This is a genomic window from Actinomadura rugatobispora (assembly GCF_055379765.1).
In genome coordinates, this window is the sequence record NZ_AP029191.1 from 1,173,154 (window position 1) to 1,194,971 (window position 21,818).

The window sequence follows — 21,818 nt, forward strand, 5'->3', positions numbered from 1 at the left end:
CGGTGGGGAGGGCGCGTGAGCGAGTGGTCGGTCTCCGGTTTCAGCGAGGTGCGCGAATTGGGCCGCGGCGGCCAGGGCCGGGTGGTCCTGGCCCGCCACGCCCGCGCGGGCACCCCCGTGGCCATCAAGTACCTCCCCGCAGAGGCCGACCCCGACAGCCGGGAACGCTTCCGGCACGAGTCGCAGATGCTCGGCCGCGTCACCCACCCGCACGTGGCCCGCCTCTACCGCCTCGTGGAGAACGACAACGGCATCGCCATCGTCATGGAGGCGGTCAACGGCGTCCCCCTCACCAAAATCCTCAGCCACCACCGGACGCTGGAACCCGAGGCCGCCCTGACCGTCCTGAAAGGCTCACTCCTCGGTCTGGCCGCCGCACACAACGCGGGAGTCGTCCACCGCGACTACAAACCCGCCAACGTCATCGTCCCGGCCGACGGCCGCAGCAAACTCATCGACTTCGGCGTAGCCGTCTACTCCGGAGAAGGCAGCTTCGCCGGAACCCCCTACTACATGGCCCCCGAACAGTGGCGCGGCGAACCGGCCACCCCCGCCACCGACGTCTACGCCGCCACCTGCGTCTTCTACGAATGCATCACCGGCCAACGCCCCTACCCGCCCGGCGACCGCGCCGCCATCAGGGCCGGACACCTCAACACACCCGTCCCCGTCGAACACGTCCCCGAGAAACTGCGCGAACTGGTCGCCCGCGGAATGGCCAAGGACCCCGCCGAACGCCCCGACAGCGCCGAAGCGTTCGTCGAGGAACTGGAGGACGTCGCCCGCACCACCTACGGCGTGGACTGGGAAACCCGCGGCATGCGCGCCCTCGCCGGAGGCGTCGTCGCCCTGGCCGCACTGCTCCCCCTGACAGCCGCCGGGCTGGCCTCGGCCGGAGGCGCCGCGACCACGACGGCGAGCACCGGCGTGATCGCCGCCCTCGGCACCAAGGCCGGCGTCGCGGTCGCGGGCACCGCCGTCGCCACCGCCACCGTGGGCGGCGGCGTCGGCGTCTACCAAGCCACCCGCCCCGAACCCGTCGAACGCCCCGCGGCCTCCACCGTGAGCCCGAGCCCGCCGGGCAAGCGGCTGGACCTCGGCGACTTCTCCATCACCACTCCCCTGACCTGGCGCGTCACCCGCATGAGGGGAGAACTGGGCGGCTACGAGATCCGGGTGCCCGGCACATGCTCGCGCACGGAGTACCGCGGCGAACTCTGCCCGGAGATCAAGGTCCTCGGCCGCCAGTGGATCAACCCGCCTGGGGACGCGCACATCGAGAGCTACCAGCCCGACTACGAGTGGCACCCGGGAACCGACCCGTCGCACGACTGCCCGCCCCGCCCCATGCTCCCGGCGGCAGGCCAAGGCCGCCTTCTCAAGAAGAGCTTCGTCAAGGTCGGCGACCGCACGGCCGAATACCGCGAATGGCGGATGCAGTGCGGTGACTTCACCGCGCGCCCGGTGAACGTCTTCTTCGTCCAGCGCCTGTGGTACCTGCCGACCTCGCGCATCCTCATCGTCGACGAATGGGACACCCCCGGCCTGGCGCAGATCCTCGCCCGCGCCCAATGGACCTGACGAGGAGGCGACCGGTGACCGACTGGCAGGTACGCGGCTTCAAAGAGGTCCGAGAACTGGGCCGCGGAGGCCAAGGCCAGGTGGTCCTGGCCCGCCACGCCAAGGCCGGAACCCCCGTCGCCATCAAGTACCTCCCCGCCGAAGCCGACCCCGACAGCCGAGAACGCTTCCGGCACGAATCCCAAATGCTCGGCCGCGTCACCCACCCCCACGTCGCCCGCCTCTACCGGCTCGTGGAGAACGACAACGGCATCGCCATCGTCATGGAGGCGGTCAACGGCGTCCCCCTCACCAAGGTCCTCGCCCACCACCGAACGTTGCAGCCCGAGGCCGCCCTGACCGTCCTCAAAGGCTCACTTCTCGGCCTGGCCGCCGCACACAACGCGGGAGTCGTCCACCGCGACTACAAACCCGCCAACGTCATCGTCCCCGCCGACGGCCGCAGCAAGCTCATCGACTTCGGCGTCGCCGTCTACTCCGGAGAGGGCAGCCAGGAGGGCACGCCGTATTACATGGCCCCCGAGCAGTGGCGCGGCGACCCTGCGAGCCCGGCCACCGACGTCTACGCCGCCACCTGCGTCTTCTACGAATGCATCACCGGCCAACGCCCCTACCCACCCGGCGACCGCGCCGCCATCAGAGCCGGACACCTCAACACACCCGTCCCCATCGAACACGTCCCCGAGAAACTGCGCGAACTGGTCGCCCGCGGAATGGCCAAGGACCCCACCGAACGCCCCGACAGCGCCGAAGCGTTCGTCGCGGAGTTAGAGAACGTCGCGAACAAGGCGTACGGACCGACCTGGGAAACCCGCGGCACCCGCGCACTCGCCGGAGGCGTCGTCGCCCTGGCCGCGCTGTTCCCCCTGACCGCCGCCGGGCTTGCGTCGGCCGGAGGCTCCGCGACCACGACGGCGAGCACCGGCGTGATCGCCGCCCTCAGCACCAAAGCCGGCATCGCGGTCGCAGGCACCGCCGTCGCCACCGCCACCGTGGGCGGCCGCGTCGGCGTCTACCAGGCCACCCGCCCCGAACCCGTCGAACGCCCCGCAGCCGCCACCGTCAGCCCCAGCCCACCGAGCAAGCGCCTGAACCTCGGCGACTTCTCCATCACCACCCCCCTGACCTGGCGGGTCACCCATATACCGGGAGGACTGGGCGGATACCGGATCCACTTGCCCGGCCGATGCATGCCCGATGAATCCCGCAACGAACTCTGCCCTGAGATCTGGGTGTTCGGCCGCCGGTCGATCGACCCGCCCGTGGGCGCGGGCTTCGAGAGGTATAGGCCCGACTATGCGTGGCACCCGGGAACCGACCCGTCGCACGACTGCCCACCACGCCCTAGCCTTCGGGCGGTAAGCGGTGAACGCCTGCTCAAGAACAGTTTCGTCCAGGTCGGCGACCGTACGGCGGAGTACCGCGAATGGCGGATGCAGTGCGCCGACACACGCCTCCGGCCGGTGAACGTCTTCTTCGTCCAGCGCCTGTGGTACCTGCCGACCTCGCGCATCCTGATCGTCGACGAATGGAACACCCCGAACCTGACGCAGATCCTCGCCCGCGCCCAATGGACCTGACAGGGGGCGATCACGCTCGTCGGCGGCCCGCGGGGGTGTGCGGTGCGGTGAGCAGTCCGACCATGCCGTCGATGAGGTCGTTCGCGAACAGGGCCTCGGTGAGGCCGTCGCGCCGCCGGTCGCCGGTCCGGACCTGGCGGTTGGCGATCACGTGCACCATCAGCTCCATGGCCATGGAGAAGCGGTGCTCACGGATGGGTTCGGGGAGGTCGGCGAGCGCCGCCTTGATGCCTTGGGCGACCAGGGCGGCGCTGATCGCGTCGGTCAGCGTCGCGGTGTAGGCGGCCCGCAACTCGCTGCGGTGGGACATGAGCCGGGCGAGGAACACAACGTAGTGATGCGCCTGCGGATCCAGGTCGAGCAGTGGCCGGGCCATGGCTTCGACGAGACCGCGCAGGTCGTCCTGCCGGCCCTCGCCGCGAAGCCGTTCGAGAAGCTCGAGCCTGCGGGCGTTGATCGCCGGCACCCGGTGCTCGAGGACGGCCCGGATCAGCGCCGCCTTCGAGCCGAAGTGGTACTGCACGGCGGCGGGGTTGCGATGGCCCGCCTCACTGCCGATCTGGCGCAGGGACACGCCGTCGATGCCATGGACCGCGAAGAGCCTTTCCGCCGTCTCGATCAGCTCGACGGGACTTCGTTCCCGGACCGACGGTCGCCCTGTCACACCCCGCATCCTCTCATGCGGCGCCCAGGGCGCCGTTGACACCTTTCTCCAACACATGTTTGTATTTAAAACATCTGTTATAGAGAGGAGGGCCCGATGGACGTGGTGGCGATCGCGGGTCGGTTCGAGGTCCGGCCGTTCGCCGGACGGGTCGGCGCGGAGATACGAGGGACGGACCTGCGCCGGCCGCTGGATGCGGAGGCGGTCCATGAGCTGCGCGAAGTGCTCGCGCGCTGGGGCGTGGTGGTGTTCCCCCGGCAGCAGCTGGAGCCCGCCGGTCACCTGGCACTCGCCCGCCTGCTCGGCGAGATCCGAACGCCGCCCGACTACCTGCCCACTCTCGAAGACGACGGATTCCCCCAGATCGGGGTCATCAGCACGGCCGACGAACGCACGGCGGCCGCCGACACGTGGCACGCCGATGTCACCTGGGCACCGGCGCCGCCCCGCTACTCCGTCCTGCACATGCGGGTGCTGCCCGAGACGGGCGGCGACACGATGTGGGCCAGCCAGATCGACGCCTACGACCGCCTGTCAGAGCCGATGAAGCGGTTCCTCGAACCGCTGACGGCGGAGCACGGTCTGGGAGCGGGAGCGGTGCACGCCGTGCACCCGGTCGTGCACCGGCATCCGATCACCGGCAGGCGGGCGCTGTTCGTCAATCCGACGTTCACGCGGCGGATCGTCGAGCTGACGAGCGCGGAGAGCAGGTCCGTGCTCCGGACGCTGTACGAGTCGATCACCGTGCCCGAGGCCGTGTGCCGGTGGAGGTGGTCGGTGGGAGACGTCGCGATCTGGGACAACCACTTCGTCCTGCACTACGCGATCAACGACTACGGGCCGGCCGCCCGAAGGATCCACCGCGTCGAGGTCGAGGGCCGTCCGCTGCTCCCCGCCGCCGTCTAGGACCGGCGACACGGCGTTCCTTCCTGTGACGGCGCCCCCTTGCGCACCGGCCCGTCGTCGCAAAGGATCACTCCCGTGCGCAAACCGAAGACCGACGTAGCGGCCCAGCTCAAGGCGGTTCAGGTGCTGGCCGAGCTGCTGGCCCAGGACCTGCCGCCCACGGCCTGGAGCGTGTACGCCCGCTCCCCGGCCTGCCTCCACGGAAATGTCGAGCACTCAGGCAGCGATACACCGGACGGCATCGGCGCCGCCCACGACGAGATCGAGCAGTGGGCCCGGTTCCTCAAAGTGGACGTGGTCACGCGACAGAACGCACGGCGCGAGACCCTTCATCTCCTGGCAGAGGGCGTCCACAAGGGCGTCGAGATCGAGGTGGTCGCCATCGTCCCCGACGACGGCGGCGCCTGGCGCGAACGCCTCGGGAGCTGACGCTCACAGGCACACCGGTCTCGGCGGGGCCGGCCGTTTCACCGCTCCCGGCAGTCCCGTGCAGCTCGGCCAATGCCGGTGAGGGCTTCCGCCAAGAGCATGCGGTGTCCCTCGGCCGCGGCGTACTGGGCGAGGGCTGCGCAGAGGAACACGGCCAGGACACGGGCGGCCAGTTCACGCTCGGGAGGCACCGGGCGTCCATAGGCCTCCAGCAGCACGGCACGGGCCGTACCGGCGAAGGCCCCGTACGCCAGGGACAGGTCTACCGCCGGGTCGGCCAGGCAGACATCTCCCCAGTCGATGACCCCGGCCGCTATCCCATCGTCACCGATCATGAGATGGCGCGCGTGCAGATCGCCGTGGCACACCGCGGTTCCGCCGGGCGGCGGCGCGCCAGGGGCGGCGTCCAGCAGTGCCCACGCGGCCGGGTCGGGTTCCCATAGCCCCTGCTCCGCCAGCGCTTGGAGCCTCGTCCGGGCCAGGCCCGCCCGGTACGGTGCATCGCCCCTGCGCAGAGGGTCGCTGGGCAGGTCGACGCGCGGGACCAGGACGGGATCGTGCAGCGCACGCAGGAACCTTCCGGCCCCGGCCGCCGCCCGTTCCCGCGCGCCGTCGCCCGGTCCGGCTTCGGCCAGTTCGCGTCCGGGCACCATCCGGGCGCCCCAGAACGGCCAGGGGAAGTCGGGCGACCCGCCTCGCGCCACGTACTCCGGTGCGGGGATCGGCAGCGGCAGCCTGGGGCCCAAGACGGGCAACGCGGCGATCTCCCGTTCGATCAGGGGGACCGCGATCGAGCGGCGCGGGAAGCGGAAGACCCACTCGCCACCGGCCACGAACACGGTGTTGTCCCATCCGATGCCCAGCGGCTCCATCGCGACGCCGCGGAACTCCGGCAAGCGCTCCGCCACCAGCCGCGCCGCCAGGTCCGGACCGACCTCGTGCTCGGGTGCCCACTCCCGGGCGGTGGCGTCCATGGCAGGCGACGCTACCGATCCGGCGCACCACCCGCGAGCCTGCCGCGTCGACACCGGGGAGCGCGACGAACGCACGGCCATGCCCCAGGTTCATACCGTGCGGTGTTGAGAGGTCCGGAGAGCCGACGGGCCCGTATCCCCGATGGGATCCTGTCGTGGGCGGACGGAGGAGGCGGCCGTGCGGCGGTTCTTGAGATGCGTGGCGGCGGCGGGACTGCTGTCGCTGCTGGCCGCCGCGGTGTTCGGCATGTCGTGGGCGATCTTCGACGGGCCCGGCGGCGTACGGGGATGGGCGCTGATCCTGGCGTTCGTCCTGGCCGGTCTCGTGGTGCTGGGGCTATGGACGGTCCTGTTGATCAAGGCCGGGGCCCACCCCGGCGGCGTGGTCTTCGCCGGGCTCGTCGCCCTGTTCTTCACCGGGACCGTTCCGGCCGGGTTCAGCGAGTGGTTGCTGCACGAGCGCGGACGCTTCACCACCTGCCGGATCCTGACCATCACCGAAGAGGAGGGCTTCAACGGGGCCGGTACCGTCTACGCCCACCGGCTGGCCTGCGACGGCGGCGGGCCCTCCTCGATCACCCGGTCCGACCGCACCCTGCGGGTGAACCAGCACGTCCGCGTCCATTACGACCCCGAGGGGAGTTCGGACGAGGCAAGGCTGGCCGGTGACAAGGGGGCCATGGAGCACCGTCACATCTTCTTGCTCGGCGCCGCCGAACTCGGCCTGATCTTCCTCGCGTCCCTCCTCCTGGTCGCGACCGGTCGACCCGACCCGTGAGGCATGACGACGTCAGAACGTGTCCTCCTCCATGGCCCGCTCCCTCCGCCGTCACCTGCCCGACGGCGTCCTCGTTCTGAGCCTCGAACCGCGGCTCCCAGTACCGGACACCCGAGATGACGACCGGCCAGCCGGTCCGCCCCTAAACCGTGAACTCTCCGCCGAGTTCGCGCAGCGAGAGCGTCACCTCGTCCTCACCCAAGGACCTGCGGGCTGTGAGAACCACTGCGGCTCCGATCGTCACCTGCACTCGATCTCGCTTCGGACATCTCCCTTTCGCCACGGACGCCCGGAAGGTCACCCCACTTCGCCCCGTTCCGCCCGTCGGCCTCAGGGCTTGAGACGGGCCCACACCCACTTCCCGCCACTCGGGTCGGTGGTGTAGCCGGAGCTGACCGCGAGCGCGGTCACGATGGACAGGCCCCAGCCGCCGTTGTCGTCCCAGGCCTCGGGCGAGAGGTCGAGCGCGACGTGGGCGGGCTCCCTGGGGCACGGCGTGCGCTCGGACGAGTCCCACACGGCCATGAGGACCTCGTCGCCCTCCAGGCTCATCCGGTAACGGATCTCCCTGCCGGGCGTCTCGTTGATCGCATTGTTGATCAACTCAGATGCGATGAGGGCGGCATCGTCTGAAATATGCGCGCACCCCCATGAAGAAAGTCTGGCATTCATCAGAGTTCGGGCCAACCCGGCAGCAGCTGCGGATGCCAACATGGAAATAAGCAGACAATCTCGACCTGTCGCCACCATCCACCCACCTTTCTCCGACTTCTCCTTTTCCCCTTTAAGAATCACTTGCTCGGAGTAGGGTGTCGCGTATTAACAAACATCCCAAACATGGGAGGCGCCTCGATGTCCGCCGCCGACGACCTCGACCCATACTCCTCGCTCTACGCGTGGCTGGCCCACGACCTGCGGTTTTACCGGCAGAAACACGGCCTCACCGGCACACAGATCGGCAAGATCATCGGCTGCGTTCGGTCGCACGTTGCGAACCTGGAGGCGGGACGCGCCCGGATCGACATGTCCCAGGCCAAGGCCCTCGACGAACTGTGGGACACCGGAGGCCACTTCCAGCGGCTGCTCTGGTTCGCCCGCGCCGCCCACGACCCGGACTGGTTCCGTCAGAGCACCGAGTACGAGGCCAAGGCCAGGATCATCCGCATCTACCAGGGATTGCTCATCCCCATCCCGCTCCAGAGCGAGGACTACGCCCGCGCTGTTATCAGCGTGGGTCGGACGAAGGACGTCGAAGAGGCCGTCCAGAGGCGGATGAACCGGCAGGAGGGCATCCTCGGCGGCGAAGATCCGCCGTTGCTCGTGGTACAGCTCACCGAAGAAGCGCTCGACCGCCCGGTAGGCGGTGAGAGCATCATGAGAGCACAACTCCAGCGCCTGCTCGATCTGGGTGAGCAGCCGAACGTCATCATTCGCGTGATCGCGAAGTCCGAGGGCGCTCACCACGGCATGAACGGGCCCTTCCAGATCATGAGCCTTGAGAACAGGGATGTTGCGTACATCGGCGCCTTCGGGGGAGGGCGCTTGATTCAAGACCCTTCCGAGGTTCGCGATCTAGCCGTAGATTTCGAGATGATCGGGGCAAGAGCCTCGTCCGAGGACACCTCCCGGACCCTGATCGGGAAGCTCATGAAGGGATATGGCTGATGGCCCACTGGCGCAAGAGCACCTACAGCGGTGGCTCAAACGACGAGATGTGCGTTGAAGTTGCCCAGTTTTCCGGAGCCGTGAAGCTTCGAGACTCCAAAGATCCTGACGGAGAGCGGATCGCCGTGAGCGGCGCCGCGTTCGGCAACCTGGTGAAGAAGATCAAGGACGGCAACCTCGACCGAGGCTGACCCCGGTGTTTGAGTGGTGGCGAGGCGCCGACAAACCACAGCACCTCGCCACCAGCCGACCGGACACCAGGAGACCCCAATGACCGTCCAGTGGCGCAAAAGCTCCTACAGCGGAGGCGCGAAAGATGCGACGTGCGTTGAAGTCGCCTCACTCCCCGACGATCTCGCCTTGTCGTGGCGCAAGAGCTCCTACAGCGGTGGTTCAAGCGATGAGATGTGCGTCGAGGTGGCCGGGCTGCGGGGTTTGGTCGGGATCAGGGACTCCAAAGATCCCGACGGTGATCGGCTCGCCGTGAGCGGGGCAGCGTTCGGCGAGTTGGTGAAGAACATCAAGGACGGCGCACTCGACCGAGCCTGACCCCTGTGATCCGGTTAGGGTCTATTACTCCAGCCGCATTTAGTGGTCGATGAGGCGTCGTTGCCGCTGGTAGTGGCATCCTCGGGCGCGGGCTTGGTGGCGTCGTCGCCAGTGTGACCAGTGCAGATGGTGTTGGACGGGGTGCCAAGGCCGATGCAGGAGGGCGTGTATGCGGCGGATTTCGTTGACGGTGAGCGGGATCAGCACGCCCGGATCGTCCTCGTCCGGCCGGTAACAGGGCGATCGTCCCTGCTGTGGTGGCCCCCTGTGTGGCGAGGTCGTCGAGGTCCTCGCCGTGCCGGTGGTTGTGCCGGTCGCCGGGGTCGGGTGGGCGCCTGGCGGCTAGGAAGACCAGGTGGGCGTGGGCGACCATGGCCAGGGTGATGTGCCGGTACCAGGCGGTGTGCTTGCGGACCTGGTAGTGGTCCAGGCCGACCTCGTTCTTGGCTGCCTGGAAACATGCCTCCACGCTCCACCGGGCCCCGGCGCCCCACACCAGTTCGGGCAAGGAGACCGGGATGGAGCGCCGGGCCAGCACCCACCCGTGGCCGCCCTGCTGGCCGCCCTGCTGGCCGCCCTGGTGGTCGTCCTGGTGGTCGTCCGTCTGGATCCATGCCCAGTCGTAGAACCGGTGCCCCTTGGCGCCGGCCCCGCAGGAGTACCGCTGCCTTGCACCAGCGTCCATGGCGGCGAACGCGTGGTCGGCACGGGTCTTGTCCCGCCTCAGCCTGATCGGGTGATCGAAGAACACGGCGAACATCTGGTTCACCCCGCGGCTCCGGCAGCGTTCACGAAGGAGGGGTTGTCGCCGTAGGCCTCATCACCGGTGACCCACCCGAACACCAGCAGCGGATCGTCGCAGGCGCGCTCGATCATCCGCCACGCCAGCTCCGGCTTGGTAGCGAACACCGTCCCGTCCGGGACACCGGCCTCCGCCAGACGCTCCGGGCCGGCGAGCCGGGACTCCGGCGGATACAGCTCCCGGTCGATCAGCACCCGATCCTTGGCGGGGTTCACATATGAGCAGAACACCCCGATCTGACAGTTGGTGATCTTTCCCACGGTGCCGGTGTACTGGCGTTGCACCCCCGCCGACCGGCGTCCCTTGTTCTCAAATCCGGTGTCATCGACCACCAGCACCCCCTCCGGGAAAGCGAGCCGCTCGGCCACCTGCCACCGCAACGCGTTCCGCACCGCGTCGGCGTCCCATTTCGCATGGTTGAGCAGCCGCTGCATCCCGTCCGGCGTGACGTCCCCGGCGAACTCCGCCAGCGACCACCCGTTCTTGCGCTCCCGCCCGCTCAACAACCCCCGCAGATACGACCGGGCACGCAACCGGGGCTCGCTCCGCCTGAACGGTGCCGCCACCTGCGCGAACAACTCCTCGAGCCCATCGACCCACCCCGCAGGATCGATCTCCTCCACAGTGGGCGGCACGGCCACCGCCGATCATCTGGTTCAATCAGACCGAGATCGCCAAGCGTGGCTGGAGTATCAGCGGAAGGCTTCGGCGTTCTCCCGCGCCCATTGCGCGAAGGTCCGGGCCGGGCGTCCGAGGATCCGCTCGACGGTGTCGGTCACCGTGTACGCCTCCTTGGGCGGGTCGGCGTACCAGCCGATGACGTGGTCGATGGCCTCTTGGGAGGCGCCCGCCCGGCGCATCCGCTCGCGCGCCTGCTGTTCGGTCAGTTCCACGAACCGGAGGTCGCGACCCAGGGCCTCGCCCAGAACGGCCAGCTTCTGCGGCATGTCCAGGACCTCAGGGCCGGTCAGCACGTACTCCTTGCCGACGTGGCCGTCCTCGGTCAGCGTCCTGGCGGCCACGGCACCGATGTCGGCCTCATGGATCATGGCGCTGTGGGTGGCGCCGAACGGCTCGCGCACCACGCCCTCGGCCCGGACCGAGCCGGTCCACAGGAGGGCGTTGGACATGAACTCCTGCGGCTGGAGGGTGGTCCACGGCAGTCCCTCGGCCGCCACGGCCTCCTCGACCGGGCCCGGCTCGCCGCTCCACAGCATCGTCACATGCCCGACGCCCGCCTTGGTGGCCAGCCGCGCGATCTGCGGACCGGTGCGCAACGCAGCGCCGTCCCCAGCGTCAAAGGTGATCAGGTGCACGGCGGTCACACCCTCCAGCGCGGGTGCCAGGCTGTCGACGACCGCAAGATCGCCGGTTGCCACTTCCACGCCGTGAGGCAAGCCGGCGCCCGCGGGGGCACGAGTCAACGCCCGCACCCTGTGCCCCCCGCTGAGCAGCTCTTCGACCACATGACGGCCCACGTTCCCCGTGGCTCCGGTGACCAGGATGGTCATGACGTTCCTTCCGTCGTGGGATATCACCACGACGTTAGAACCTCAAGATCACTTGAGGTCAAGCGGCTCTCGGAGCGATCAGACCGAGATCGCCAAGTGCGGCTGGAGTACCGTGGACGATCTTGTGCTGGCGGGCCGTTACCGGTTGGGCTCGCTGCTGGGCCGGGGCGGGATGGGGGCCGTCTGGCGGGCCCGCGACGAACGGCTCGACCGCGAGGTGGCGGTCAAGGAGCTCCGCCTCCTCGAGGACCTGACCGACGACGAGCGGCGCACATGGATCGCGCGACTGGACCGGGAAGCACGTGCCACCGCAGGGCTGAAACACCCGGGCATCATCACCGTCCACGACCGGGTCACCGGCGAGGACGGCCCCCCTGGATCGTCATGGAACTGGTCCACGGACGCTCCCTGGAAGACCTGCTCCAGGCGGAGGGGCCGCTGCCACCCCAGCGGGTCGCGCGGATCGGCATGCAGGTGCTGGCCGCCCTGCGCGCGGCCCATCAGGCGGGCATCACGCACCGCGACATCAAACCGGCCAACGTGCTGCTGGAGAACGACCGCGTCGTCCTGACCGACTTCGGGATCGCGGCGGTCGACGGCGACGTGGCCCTGACCCGGACGGGCGTGGCCATCGGCACCCCCGCCTACATGTCCCCCGAGCAGGTGCGCGGCCAGGGCGCCACTCCCGCCTCCGACTTGTGGTCGCTCGGCGCGACGCTCTACACGGCGGTGGAAGGCCGTCCGCCTTTCAACGGGCCCAACGCGGGAGCGGTCTTCGTCGCTGTGGCGACCGAGGATCCCCCCTCCCCCGGGCGGGCAGGTCCCCTCGGGCCCACGATCATGGCCCTGCTGCAACGCGATCCGCGCCAGCGCCTGTCCCCGGAGCAGCTCCACGACGCGCTCGCTCGCCTTTCCCAGGCGTCCGCCGCACCGACGGCGGTGGACGCGGCGCCGCCCCGCCCTCCGTCACCGGGGCGCAGGCGGGCGGTGACCGCCGCCGTCGCGGCGCTCGTGCTGGTCGCGGGCGGCGCGACGGCGGCGTTCATGTGGTGGAGCGGGCCGTCGGACGAGGAGCGGCAGCGGGCCACCATGCGCGAGCTGCAGGCGCTCGGTAAACCACCGGGTCAAGGGAGGTCCGTCGAGCACCTCACCCCCGACAGGTGGCAGGTCACGCGCACCCTGTGCTTCGACATGCAGGACTGCGACGTCGACGGCCAGGTCACCGCCACCCGGACTTGGCTCACCGAGCAGCAGGGCGTGCGCGTGGTGGACACCGCCACGGGCAATTGCCTCAGCGTGAGCGGCTGCTACATCTCGGTCCGGACGGATCCGTCCCAGACGGTGTCGGGCGCGACGATCTCCAAGGCCACGGACGGCTCACTCGTCCTCACCTTCTACATCGGCTGAGGCGTCAGCCCAGGTCGGGGAGCCTGGCGAGCTTGTCCGGGTTGCGGACGAAGTCGATCGCGGTGATGAGCCCGGCGTCCACCGTGAACGCCATGACCGACACGCCGCCCTCGGTGTCCCGGATCACCAGGCCCGGGGCGCCGTTGACGCGGGTGGGGACGATGTCCATCGGGCCCGCGCGGCGGGCCTGGGCGAGCATGATGGGGGCCACCCGGGCGGCCACCCGCTCGACGTGCCGGAGTGTGATGACCTTGCCGCCGCCGTCGCCGCGCAGCACGACGTCGGGGTCGAGCACGGCGATGAGCCCCGGCAGGTCGCCGTTCTGGCAGGCGGCCGCGAATGCCTCGACCAGGTTTCGCTGCTCGGCTTCCGTCGCGGGCGTGCGCGGTCGGCCGTCCTCGACGTGACGGCGGGCCCTTGAGGCGAGCTGGCGCACGGCCGCCGGTGAGCGGCCGACGACCTCGGCGATCTCGGGGAAGGGGAGGCCGAAGACGTCGTGCAGCACGAACGCGGTCCGCTCGGCGGGTGAGAGCCGCTCCAGGACGACCAGCAGCGCCATGCTCACCGACTCGTCCAGCGTGACGCGGTCGGCCGGGTCGCTGGAGCGGGTCTCGACCAGCGGTTCGGGCAGCCAGGTGCCGACGTACTGCTCCCGGCGCGCACGCGCGCTGGTCAGGGCGTCCAGCGCCAGCCTGCTGACGGTGGTCGTCAGCCAGGCGGCGAGGTCGCGGACGACCGCCGGGTCGTCGAGCCCGCGCAGCCGCAGCCACGCCTCCTGGACGCAGTCCTCGGCCTCGGCCAGCGAGCCCGTCATCGTGTACGCCACGCGCAGCAACCGCGGCCGGTGGGCCTCGAAGGACCGCGCCAGCAGTTCCCCGGCGTCTCGTACTCCCCGTTCCGTTCCCATGCCCTGGTGACGACGCGGCCGGTCCGGGTGTGACACGGGCGCCGGCGTCACACCTCGGGAGGCTGCGTCGTCATCAGCCGAATGGATGACGACCTTCGGAGAAAGAGACCATGACACTGACCGAAGTGAGCCGGGAAGACAGCACCCGACCTCCCTCGCGGAAAGGGGTGTTCGTCCGCGTCGCGGGCTTCGCCCACCGCCGCCGATGGCTCGCCCTGATTTTGTGGACGGCGGTCCTGGGCGGCGTCTGGACCGTCGCGTCGGTCGCGGGCGACGACTACCGCAACGCCTTCTCCCTGCCGGGGACCGAGTCGCAGCGGGCGGCGGACCTGCTGGCCGAGCACGGCGCCGCCCGCGCCGCGGACACCGTCGAGATCGTCCTGCACGACGACGGCGGTCTGCGCGAGCCCGGTGTCCAGGGGAGGGTGCGGGCCATGCTGGACGACGTCGCCGCGCTGCCCAAGGTGGGCCAGGTCCGCGACCCGTACGGCGGCGGGGGCGCCATCTCGGCGGACGGCACGATCGGCTACGCGACCGTGGTGCTCGACGTTCCTTCCGAGGACATGCCCAAGGCCGACACCGAGCGCATCTTCGACACCGCCCAGAAGGTCGAGGGCGGCGGGCTGCGGGCCGAGCTGGGCGGGGGCGCGGCCCGGCTGCTGGCGCAGGGCGGGACCGGCGTCGCGGAGGGCGCGGGCCTGCTGGCCGCGCTGGTCGTGCTGGTCCTGATGTTCGGCACGGTCATCGCCGCGGGGCTGCCGATCGTCATCGCGCTGTTCGCCGTCGGGTCCACGGTCGGCGTCATCGTCCTGGCGTCGCACGTCTTCACGATCGCCGACTGGACGCCGCCGGTGATGATCCTGGTCGGTCTCGGCGTCGGCATCGACTACGCGCTGCTGATCTTCGCCCGCTACCGCGCCGAGCTGGTGCGCGGCGCGGACCCGGAGCAGGCCACCGTGAACGCGATGGACGCCGCGGGCCGCTCGGTGTTCTTCGCCGGGTGCACCGTCATCCTGGCGCTGCTCGGCCTCGTCGCCTTCGGCCTCGGCTCGCTGCAGGGCATGGCGCTGTCGGTCGCGCTGACCGTGCTGGTGACGATGCTCGCCGCGCTGACCCTGCTGCCCGCGCTGCTCGGCGTCTTCGGCCGCCGCTTCGCCCGGCAGTTCACCCGGCGCGCGGAGCGGCGGCAGGCCAAGGGCAGGGCCGCCGAGGGCACCGCGTGGCGACGGCTGGCGGCCGTGGTGCAGCGGCGCCCGCTGGCCGCCCTGCTGGCGGCGGGGGTGCTCCTCGGCGCCCTGGCCTTCCCGGCGTTCGGCATGCGGCTCGGCTTCGCCGACGCGGGCAACGACACGCCTGACAGCACCAGCCGGCAGGCCTACGACCTGCTCTCCGAGGGCTTCGGCCCCGGGTTCAACGGCCCGCTGCTGGTGGTGACCGAAGGCGGGCAGGGCGGCGCCGCGCAGGCCGCCGCCGCGGCGACCCGGACGCTGAGCGGCACCCCGGGCGTCCAGGCCGCCACGCCCCCCGTGCCCACGCCGGACGGCCGGGCCGCGACCGTCCTCGTCTTCCCCTCCTCCGCGCCGCAGGACGAGCGGACCTCCGAGCTCGTCGGCACCCTGCGCGAGAACGTCCTGCCGGGGCTGTCCGAGCAGAACGGCGCGCGGTACCTGGTCGGCGGGTCCCTGGCCGCGTCCGAGGACTACTCCGCCAAGGTCGCCGACCGGCTGCCGCTGTTCATGGCCATCGTCGTCGGCCTCTCGCTGCTCCTGCTGATGGCGGTGTTCCGCTCGGTGCTCATCCCGCTGAAGGCCGCGCTGCTGAACCTGCTCAGCATCGGCGCCGCGCTCGGCGCGATGACGCTGGTGTTCCAGCACGGCTGGTTCGGGGTGGAGCCGGGCCCGATCGTCGCGTACCTGCCGGTGATGGTCTTCGCGATCGTGTTCGGGCTCTCCATGGACTACGAGATCTTCCTGATCTCCCGGATCCACGAGGAGTGGACGCGCTCGGGGGACGACCCCTCCCGTGCCGTACGGGAAGGGCTGGCCCACACCGGCTCCGTGATCACGGCGGCGGGCGCGATCATGATCGTGATCTTCGGCGCGTTCATGCTGAGCCCGGACCGGATGCTCCAGCAGGCCGGCTTCGGCATGGCGGTCGCGATCTTCGTGGACGCGGTCGTCATCCGCTGCCTGATCGTCCCGGCCGCGATGGAGCTGATGGGCCGCCGCGCCTGGTGGCTTCCGGCGCCGCTGGCCCGGCTGCTGCCGAAGGTGGAGCTGGAGCGGCACTGAGCGCCAGGGCGAGGGCGGCCACCGCGTACCCGCAGAGGACGGCCAGCCCGGCCCACCAGGGTAGCGGGAAGTAGCCGCCCGAGGGCGCGTAGAGGGCCGTCACCTGCGGGTACTCGTGAACGGTCTGCTGGACGGCGAACGCCGCGGCCGGGGTGACGCGCAGCAGCCACCGGGCGACCTCGTCCGGGAAGAGCGGCAGGGTCGCGAGGAGGTAGGGAAGGACGACCGCCGAGACCGCAATGGGGATCGCCGCCCTCGCACGCCTCAGCAGCGCGCCGAGCGAGAGTGCGAGGACGGCGGCCCCGGCGAGCAACGCGGCGACGCCAAGGACCACTCTGAGTTCGGTGAGCGCGGGCACGGCGGCGACGCTGACGCCGCGGGATCTGATGATCGCCGGGGCGGCGAGCACAACGGGTCCCGCGGCGACCAGTCCGGCGACGAAGGCGGTCCCGCCGATCACAGTGGCCCTCGCCGCCAGGGCCCGGCCGCCGCTCGCCCCGAACTGGGCGGCGACCACGAGCGCGATGACCGCTCCGATGGGAACGCCGATGAGGGTGCTGCTCATGCTCGGTCCTCCGGGGCCGCCGCCCTCGGGTACCGGGCCGATGTCCCCGCTTCCGGTGAGCGTGAACGTCCCGTTCGACTCGACGAGTCCGGGGGCTCGGTGAAAGCGTTCCCAGTCGGTCTCCCCCTGTCGCCCAATCGAGCGGCTGCTCCAGCCGGCGACCGGGGCGCCGTCGAGGGCGATGCTGTCGAAGGCGGCGGTGGCCTGAGTGAAGCGCGACTCCGGCAGGCTCGCCCCCAGAGCCGTGCGCACGAGCGTCAGATCGCCTGGAGACGCGGCGAACAACCCGACCTGCACCGTGGCGGGAAGGCCGGGGAGGCGCGCGGTGCCGACCTTCGTCCAGCGGACGCCGTCGGCCGACTCGCTGCCGGTGATGGTGTCGCGGGAGCGGGTCAGGCGCAGCCAGCGCGGCTCCCCCGCGGAGACGCCTCGCGGGCTGCCCGCCACGTCGTGGACGTAGTCGTGCTGCATCCGCACGCCGTGGCTTCCGGTGACCATGAGCGCCGCGTACGAAGACCCCTGGGAGAGGCCGTCCTTGATGATGATGCCCGCCTTCGCCCACGGCACCAGGCCCTCGACGATCTCGTCATGGTCAGGCGGCGGGTAGGTGATGATGCCCTTCATCGAGGTCAGGCGCACGGTGATGGAGCCCTGCTCGCCGAGCGGCCGGTGGACGAAGGAGAACGTGTCGCTCACCCCCTGCCCGTCCGGCCCCACGGGATCGGTGGGGCAGGGCACCTCCACGGGCCCTTCGCTACAGGTGCCCGCGGAGAAGCCGAACGCGTACAGGAGGCCGACCAGGATGACGGTCAGCGGCACGGCGGCGATGGCGATCAGCCGGCCGCGGGTGCGAAACCCGGCCCACTCGCGGCGCAGGACGGCGGTGGTCTTGTCGGTCGCTTGCATGCGACCGGTTCTAGGCGTCCGGCCATAACGCGGCCCCAACGACCGCGGTTATGCCGCTGTTAGGTGCCGTCCGGCATCCTGGGGGACGGCACGCGAGGGGGAGGCATGGGTTTGAGGGCACGTCCGGTCAGGTTGCGTTTCACCGTCCTGTACGCCGCCCTCTTTCTCGCGTCCGGGCTGCTCCTGCTGGCCCTCACCAACCTGCTGGTGGGCGCGAGCTCCACCCAGGTCGCCGCGCCCGCGCAGACCGTCACCGTCCAGGAGGCCGGCGCCCGGCAGCGCATCGCCGACCTGGAGACGCGGCTCTCGGAGGCTGAGCAGTCGAGTTCGAGGCAGTTCCTGACCGGTTCCCTCGTCGCGCTGGCCGTGATGGCGGCGGTCTCGATCCCGCTCGGCAACGCCGCGTCCGGCCGGGTGCTCCGCCCGCTGCGGACGATCACCGCCGCGACGCGCCGGATCACCGCCGAGAACCTGCACGAACGGCTCGCCGTCGCGGGCCCCGCCGACGAGGTCAAGGACCTGGCCGACACCATCGACGGGCTGCTGGAACGCCTGGAGGCGTCCTTCGCCGCCCAGCGCCGGTTCGTCGCGAACGCCTCCCACGAGCTGCGCACTCCCCTGGCCACGATGCGGGCCTCGGTGGACGTCGCCTTGGCCAAACCCGAGCCTGCCCCGCCCTCGACGGTCGCGCTGGCCGACCGGCTGCGCACCGAACTCGACCGGATGGACGGCCTCCTGGAGGAACTGCTCGTCCTGGCCCAGGCGCAGCACGGCGCGCTCGCCGACAGCGAACCGGTCCCGCTCGGCGACCTGGTCTCCACGTCGCTGACCGCCCGCGCCCCCGCGATCGCCGCACGGAACCTGACCGTGCACGACGGCGGCCTGCAAGCCACGGCGTGGACCCGGGGCAGCCGGACGCTGCTGTCCCGGATGGCCGACAACCTGATCGACAACGCCGTCGTCCACAACCGCGACGGGGGCCGGATCCGGGTCGCAGCCGCCGCCGACGGCGCGACCGTCCGGTTGGTCGTGGAGACGGGCGGCCCCGTCCTCGATCCGCGGCACGTCGCCCGGCTCGGCCGCCCGTTCCAACGGCTCGCGGCCGACCGCACCGGCTCGGGAACCGGGTCGGGCCTCGGACTGTCGATCGTCGCGGCGATCGTCGACGCCCACGGCGGCCGCCTGGACCTGCACGCCCCGCCCGAGGGCGGGCTGCGCGCCACCGTCTCGCTGCCGGGCGGCACCGCGTGAGGATCCTGGTGGTCGAGGACGCGGTCGCGCTCGCCGACGTCGTGGCCGAGGGGCTGCGCGACCAGGGCATGGCCGTCGACATCGCCCACGACGGGCTGACCGCCGCCGCCAAGCTCGACCTGGCCCGCTACGACGTGGTCGTCCTCGACCGGGACCTGCCCGGCCTGCACGGCGACACCCTCTGCCAGATGATCAGCGAGCGCGGCGACCGCGCGATGGTCCTCATGCTCACGGCGGCCGGGTCGCCGGGCGACCGGGTGACGGGCCTGACGCTCGGCGCCGACGACTACCTCGCCAAGCCGTTCCACTTCCCTGAACTGGTGCTGCGCGTCCGCGCGCTGGCCCGCCGCCGCCCCTCCGCCCGCCCGCGGACGCTGCGCGCCGCCGGCGTCGAACTCGACCCCGTACGCCGCCTGGCCACCCGCGACGGACGGCAGCTCAGCCTCTCCGTCAAGGAGTTCGCCGTCCTGGAGGCGCTGCTGCGCGCCGCTCCGGCCTTTCTCAGCGCCGAGGACCTCCTCGACCAGGTCTGGGACGAGAACGCCGACCCGTTCACCAACACCGTCCCCGTCACCGTCGGACGCCTCCGCCGCAAACTCGGCCCCCCGCCCATCATCACCACCACCCCGGGCATCGGCTACCGCGTCACCGACCCGGCCGAGCGGCCCTGAGCGAGGTCAGGCGCCGCAGCGGACGTCGCGGCAGGTCAGCAGGGCCGCGCCCACATGATCCTCGAACTGGATGCCGTAGCGGAGCACCCGTGGTCGCCCGTCGCGGCCCACCTCCATGTCGAGGCGGTGGCGGGCGGCGATGTCGTGGAGGAGGACGACGGTGTCGCGGCGTGTGCAGGCGGCCTCCCGGCAGGCCAGGAGAATCAGTTTTCCGCGGTCGATGTCGTAGGTGGCGATCAGCGGCAGGCCGTCCCTCCCCAGCGCCAGAGCGTGGTTGGGCCAGATCTCGGCGGGGACGAACCGGCCCCGCCCCGGACCCGGTTCGGCGAGGGGCACGGCGTCGACCGCAGCGCAGTCCCGGGTGCGGCAGCGCAGCAGGCGGATCTGCCCGTCCTGGATCCGCCGGTGGGTGAGGACCGGGTGGTCGTCCAAAGGGACGGCGAGCCCGACGCCGTTGGTGCTCAGGTACTCGTAGTCCCCGTCTTCGGAGGGGCCGACCAGTCGCCGCGTCACCGGGCGGCGGCAGTCGGCGTCGTCGCAGCCGACGAGGGTGACGGCGCCGTTGCGGTAGTTCTCGAACGCCACGACGGGGCGCCCTCCGGCGCCGGTCGTGATCTCCAGTTGCGCGTCGTTGTCGTCGTACCAGTCCCTGGTCGTCTCCAGCCGGGTCGTCATCAGCGTGCGGGGTTCCGTGCAGGCCATGTCCGCGCAGCGCACGATCCGCAACGTGGTGCGCTCGTCGTCGCCGTCCTTCTCGGCGTCCAGCAGGACCGCGGCCAGCACGCCCTGACCGGAGGTGGTGACGGCGACCGCGGCCTCGCGCTTTTCCTCGGTGATGTCGGCGGCGTGGCCCCGCGCGATGACCGGGGTCTTCTCGAGGTCCCGCTGGCAGTCCCGATCCGTGCATCGCATGAGCCGGACCGCCATGGGGCGAGGGTCGTCGCCGTCCGGGACGCGGTTCGCGGACCCGTCCTCAGGACGGATCCACGCGACGGCCATGGAACCGTCCGGCAGCCCGGTCGCGCGAACCCGTTTCGCGGCGTCCAGACGCGGATACCGGTAGGCCGCGGCGCCGGGGCAGCCACGGTCATCGCACACCTGGATCTTGTCGTCGTACTGGTCGCGGCTCTTGCCCAGCACCGCTACCCGGTCGCCTTCGAGCAGCGTGAGCCGGTGCTCGAAGGCCGCAGGTGCCGTTCGCCGGTAGTCGACGTCGGGGAGCCCCACCGGGTTGGCCTCCACGTACAGGTGGTAGAGGACTCCAGGGCTCGCCAGCACCAACACCGCCAGTGCCGCCAGGACAGCGGCGCGGGCAGGTCTCCGCCTCCGCGCCTCGGCGGGGGCGGGGAGGCGGGCGGCCACCTCGTCCAGGTCCATCGTGTGGGACGGGCCGCGGCGACGCCATACAGGGCCCGATTCGTCCCAGTACGTGAGTGACTGGTTCAGCGTCACCACCGTCAGGGCCGTGCCCTGGACGACGACCGTCAGCACGCTGATGACGGTCAGGACCCCCACTTCCCACGGGCTGTGCTCCATGCCCGTGTTGTACGAGGCGATCCATCGCGCGCCCGCGCTGAGCAGCGCCGGGGGCACGACCGCGATGAGGAGCGGGCTCCACATCATGTGCATCCGGCGCCCCTTGGCGATCTGCCACAGCCGGATCGACGCCCGGAGCGGTCCGGCGTTCTCCAGGACGACGATCGGCACGGTCAGCAGCAGCAGGCACGCCGCCGCCGCGGCCACGACGGCGACCAGCGGCACGTACGCCCACGTTCCCGCCAGCGGCGTGAGGGCGGCGAGCAGGGTCACCACCAGCACGGCGGCGCACGCCAGGGTCAGCAGCACCAGCAGCGGGCCTGACCGCCGTACCGCGCGCCGCATCGCGCTCCCGGTGGCCACGGGCCGGTCCAGCAGGATGCCCGCCGACATGACCACGACCATCGCCAGCATGACCAGGTGCGCCGCCATCACCAGGGCGGTCAGCGCGAGGCCGGTGACCAGCAGCCCCTGGCGCGGCTCGTCCAGGAGCAGCTCGCCGTTGATGATCAGCGCCCGGCCGTCCAGGCGCAGCAGGACGGCCGCGCCCGCGGTCGCGGTCACCAGCACCGACAGCAGTGCCACCGGTGTGACCAGCGCGATCAGGTTCCCGACCAGCAATCGTCCGGTGAGCGCGAGCACCTTTCCGAAGCTCTCGGCATCGACGCTGGGAGCGGGGTCTGCCCGGCCGTCGTCTTCGGTGTCCCGGGGAGCCTCGACACCTTCCGCCATACGCGCACCTCTCCAAGGCCGGTCACGTCACGTGGGACAGTCCTTCGAGTCGCGGCATCGGCAAACCCGGCGGACGCCTTGACGGTGCGTCCACCCTTCGATCGGGGGCGAAA

Annotated in this window: 19 protein-coding genes and 1 pseudogene; 12 read left to right on the plus strand and 8 right to left on the minus strand. The window is 71.0% G+C overall.

Annotation, left to right across the window (positions count from 1 at the left end; translation table 11 throughout):
• Positions 1–15 precede the first annotated feature (15 nt).
• Together ACZ466_RS04610 and ACZ466_RS04615 are read left to right on the plus strand one after the other, a co-directional pair.
• Positions 16–1,581, plus strand: a complete 1,566-nt coding sequence (locus tag ACZ466_RS04610) for a serine/threonine-protein kinase (RefSeq protein ID WP_378282078.1) — start codon at positions 16–18, stop codon at positions 1,579–1,581.
• Positions 1,582–1,595: 14 nt separating this feature from the next.
• On the plus strand, positions 1,596–3,161 hold the full coding sequence (locus ACZ466_RS04615; RefSeq protein ID WP_378282077.1) for a serine/threonine-protein kinase: 1,566 nt from the start codon (positions 1,596–1,598) through the stop codon (positions 3,159–3,161).
• A 10-nt stretch (positions 3,162–3,171) separates the two neighbouring features.
• Here the strand turns inward: ACZ466_RS04615 and ACZ466_RS04620 are convergent, their stop codons facing one another.
• Entirely contained in the window at positions 3,172–3,825 is a 654-nt protein-coding gene (locus ACZ466_RS04620) for a TetR/AcrR family transcriptional regulator (protein WP_378282076.1), read from the minus strand.
• A 96-nt stretch (positions 3,826–3,921) separates the two neighbouring features.
• Between ACZ466_RS04620 and ACZ466_RS04625 the strand changes: the two genes are divergently transcribed.
• Both ACZ466_RS04625 and ACZ466_RS04630 read left to right on the plus strand, forming a co-directional pair.
• Positions 3,922–4,731, plus strand: coding sequence for a TauD/TfdA dioxygenase family protein (locus tag ACZ466_RS04625; protein WP_378282075.1), 810 nt, complete (start codon positions 3,922–3,924; stop codon positions 4,729–4,731).
• A gap of 75 nt (positions 4,732–4,806) precedes the next feature.
• Positions 4,807–5,160, plus strand: a complete 354-nt coding sequence (locus tag ACZ466_RS04630) for a hypothetical protein (RefSeq protein WP_378282074.1) — start codon at positions 4,807–4,809, stop codon at positions 5,158–5,160.
• A 38-nt stretch (positions 5,161–5,198) separates the two neighbouring features.
• Here ACZ466_RS04630 and ACZ466_RS04635 read toward each other — a convergent pair whose 3' ends face one another.
• The gene (locus ACZ466_RS04635) at positions 5,199–6,134 is read right to left on the minus strand and encodes a phosphotransferase (RefSeq protein ID WP_378282073.1); all 936 of its coding nucleotides are present in this window, start codon (positions 6,132–6,134) and stop codon (positions 5,199–5,201) included.
• Positions 6,135–6,312: 178 nt separating this feature from the next.
• Here ACZ466_RS04635 and ACZ466_RS04640 point away from each other — a divergent pair, with 178 nt between their 5' ends.
• Positions 6,313–6,912, plus strand: a complete 600-nt coding sequence (locus tag ACZ466_RS04640; protein WP_378282072.1) for a hypothetical protein — start codon at positions 6,313–6,315, stop codon at positions 6,910–6,912.
• A 330-nt stretch (positions 6,913–7,242) separates the two neighbouring features.
• On the opposite strand, the gene ACZ466_RS04645 is transcribed toward ACZ466_RS04640, so the two are convergent.
• Positions 7,243–7,662, minus strand: coding sequence for an ATP-binding protein (locus tag ACZ466_RS04645; protein ID WP_464042887.1), 420 nt, complete (start codon positions 7,660–7,662; stop codon positions 7,243–7,245).
• Positions 7,663–7,764: 102 nt separating this feature from the next.
• Between ACZ466_RS04645 and ACZ466_RS04650 the strand changes: the two genes are divergently transcribed.
• From ACZ466_RS04650 to ACZ466_RS04660, 3 genes are all read left to right on the plus strand, one after another.
• Positions 7,765–8,577 carry a helix-turn-helix domain-containing protein gene (locus ACZ466_RS04650; protein WP_378282071.1) on the plus strand — a complete coding sequence of 271 codons (813 nt, stop codon included), beginning with the start codon at positions 7,765–7,767 and terminating at the stop codon, positions 8,575–8,577.
• Positions 8,577–8,768 (plus strand): DUF397 domain-containing protein, encoded by a 192-nt coding sequence (locus ACZ466_RS04655; RefSeq protein WP_378282070.1) that lies wholly within the window; start codon positions 8,577–8,579, stop codon positions 8,766–8,768. Before ACZ466_RS04650 ends, ACZ466_RS04655 begins: the two co-directional genes overlap by 1 nt.
• Positions 8,769–8,847: 79 nt before the next feature.
• On the plus strand, positions 8,848–9,126 hold the full coding sequence (locus ACZ466_RS04660) for a DUF397 domain-containing protein (RefSeq protein WP_378282069.1): 279 nt from the start codon (positions 8,848–8,850) through the stop codon (positions 9,124–9,126).
• A 352-nt stretch (positions 9,127–9,478) separates the two neighbouring features.
• On the opposite strand, the pseudogene ACZ466_RS04665 reads toward ACZ466_RS04660, so the two are convergent.
• Together ACZ466_RS04665 and ACZ466_RS04670 are read right to left on the minus strand one after the other, a co-directional pair.
• Positions 9,479–10,542: pseudogene (locus ACZ466_RS04665) on the minus strand (IS701 family transposase); the annotation flags it as partial.
• Positions 10,543–10,620: 78 nt separating this feature from the next.
• A complete protein-coding gene (locus tag ACZ466_RS04670) occupies positions 10,621–11,439 on the minus strand; it encodes an NmrA family NAD(P)-binding protein (protein ID WP_378282068.1) in 819 nt (272 codons plus the stop codon).
• 273 nt (positions 11,440–11,712) lie between these two features.
• Between ACZ466_RS04670 and ACZ466_RS04675 the strand changes: the two genes are divergently transcribed.
• On the plus strand, positions 11,713–12,846 hold the full coding sequence (locus ACZ466_RS04675) for a serine/threonine-protein kinase (RefSeq protein WP_464042890.1): 1,134 nt from the start codon (positions 11,713–11,715) through the stop codon (positions 12,844–12,846).
• A 4-nt stretch (positions 12,847–12,850) separates the two neighbouring features.
• Here ACZ466_RS04675 and sigJ read toward each other — a convergent pair whose 3' ends face one another.
• Positions 12,851–13,753: an RNA polymerase sigma factor SigJ gene (gene sigJ / locus ACZ466_RS04680; RefSeq protein ID WP_378282066.1), complete on the minus strand. Its 903-nt coding sequence runs from the start codon at positions 13,751–13,753 to the stop codon at positions 12,851–12,853.
• 110 nt (positions 13,754–13,863) lie between these two features.
• On the opposite strand from sigJ, the gene ACZ466_RS04685 reads away from it, so the two are divergent.
• A complete protein-coding gene (locus ACZ466_RS04685) occupies positions 13,864–16,044 on the plus strand; it encodes an MMPL family transporter (protein ID WP_378282065.1) in 2,181 nt (726 codons plus the stop codon).
• On the opposite strand, the gene ACZ466_RS04690 is transcribed toward ACZ466_RS04685, so the two are convergent.
• Entirely contained in the window at positions 15,932–17,515 is a 1,584-nt protein-coding gene (locus ACZ466_RS04690; protein ID WP_378282064.1) for a DUF1349 domain-containing protein, read from the minus strand. The two genes, ACZ466_RS04685 and ACZ466_RS04690, sit on opposite strands and share 113 nt — an antisense overlap.
• Positions 17,516–17,620: 105 nt before the next feature.
• Here ACZ466_RS04690 and ACZ466_RS04695 point away from each other — a divergent pair, with 105 nt between their 5' ends.
• Together ACZ466_RS04695 and ACZ466_RS04700 are read left to right on the plus strand one after the other, a co-directional pair.
• Positions 17,621–18,766 carry a sensor histidine kinase gene (locus ACZ466_RS04695; protein ID WP_378282063.1) on the plus strand — a complete coding sequence of 382 codons (1,146 nt, stop codon included), beginning with the start codon at positions 17,621–17,623 and terminating at the stop codon, positions 18,764–18,766.
• Positions 18,763–19,437, plus strand: a complete 675-nt coding sequence (locus tag ACZ466_RS04700; protein WP_378282062.1) for a response regulator transcription factor — start codon at positions 18,763–18,765, stop codon at positions 19,435–19,437. Before ACZ466_RS04695 ends, ACZ466_RS04700 begins: the two co-directional genes overlap by 4 nt.
• A gap of 6 nt (positions 19,438–19,443) precedes the next feature.
• Here ACZ466_RS04700 and ACZ466_RS04705 read toward each other — a convergent pair whose 3' ends face one another.
• Positions 19,444–21,705 carry a hypothetical protein gene (locus ACZ466_RS04705; protein WP_378282061.1) on the minus strand — a complete coding sequence of 754 codons (2,262 nt, stop codon included), beginning with the start codon at positions 21,703–21,705 and terminating at the stop codon, positions 19,444–19,446.
• Positions 21,706–21,818: the final 113 nt, after the last annotated feature.